Raw genomic sequence first — 1,344 nt, 5'->3', positions numbered from 1 at the left:
AATTGGTTTAACGCCGTTCGAGTTTGAAAACCACACGATTGAGGAGGCGCATATTCACTCTTGCGATAATTACGATTAAACCAAGCAAGAAGTCGCATTTGAGTTTCATGATCAATATGAACACTTGTACCTGATTTATTATTTTTTGCTTCCATCTTATTTCTCCAAAAATTAATTCAATGCTTTCGCAGGAAAATAAGATAATTACACCTTTTGAGATAATCAACTCTGCTTTAAGTTAAAAAATGAACAACGATTATCTAAAGGGATAAATCTATGGAAAGCGCCACAAACCTTACCACATAAGGGATTAAGCACTTTAAAAACATTTTCCGATCTTCCCTCCGTCTTCCCAAAAAAGGACAAAATAAATTTAAATCATTTTTAATTTATTCCAATTACTTGAGCTAGCTCTAAAAACATTTCGTGATATCCACAGGCTAAAGACAAATAATCACATTTAGTGATGTTTAAAGTTGAATTAAATATATTTAAATACGTAATTGTGACAGGTCACAAATAAAATCAATTACCATTAACAAATAATATTCCTAGGCTATTAAAATGGATTTAATTAACCATGATTAAAGATCCTTTCAGGAATCAAGGTGAGCTGATTTTGTTTAAGGAAGGGGGGAATTTTGGTGGTGATTATCTGTATTACGTTAAATCGTCAAGTTTGATGTGATTTTTGGAATGTGACGCCGTGATTTGATGGATCATGGCTGTTTTCGCATGAAGATAGAGTCAGAATGGTAAGAAAATTGAGCGTTAAATTTTGGCACCATAACTTTCGATTCATAAGTTACGGCGCCACGATTTTTTTCATAGCCAAATGGCCACTAAGCCTTCTTTTTGGACACTTTAGCCATGCGCTTTTTCTCTTCCAGTTGGCGTTTGGCCTTTTCGCAATGCTCAGGGGATACTTCTTCAACAACCTGACTATTTAAGTCGTAACGAAAAGCACCTTCTTGAGATAGCGCTCGAAGGTAAGCTTTTCTTTGTGTCCACCCTTTAAGAACGCGACCGATTTGTAATGTTCGACCAAACCCCAAAGCCTCAGCACCGCCAGCACGGTCATATTCAGCGATGATCTTTTTACCAATGCCAAGCTCTAAAGGCTTCACATCTTCACGGTTGAAAATCTCTGGCCATGTTGAAAAAATCCACGCCTTACACGCATGATAATTTCTCTGGCGTTCCTGCTCTTGCTTTCGGTTATTCTCGGCCAGTCGTTCCGCACCTGACGGTTCTGGTTGGCACTCTTCTTTCTTTGGAGCTGGCTTTGGCTTCAAAGACAACGTTTTTCTTTTCTTGATTACAATCTCTGTCATTTCATAAACA

Annotated in this window: 1 protein-coding gene; it reads right to left on the bottom strand. The window is 37.5% G+C overall.

The features are described 5' to 3' along the window. Positions 1-842: 842 nt before the first annotated feature. Positions 843-1,344 (bottom strand): ProQ/FINO family protein (locus R7070_RS25330; protein ID WP_318141406.1); only part of this gene is annotated, 502 nt, incomplete at its 5' end.

The organism is Vibrio sp. 1557 (assembly GCF_033340175.1).
GTDB lineage: Bacteria > Pseudomonadota > Gammaproteobacteria > Enterobacterales > Vibrionaceae > Vibrio > Vibrio alginolyticus.
Note: the sequence above shows the minus strand (reverse complement) of the source record. Positions and strands in the feature narration are given on the sequence as shown.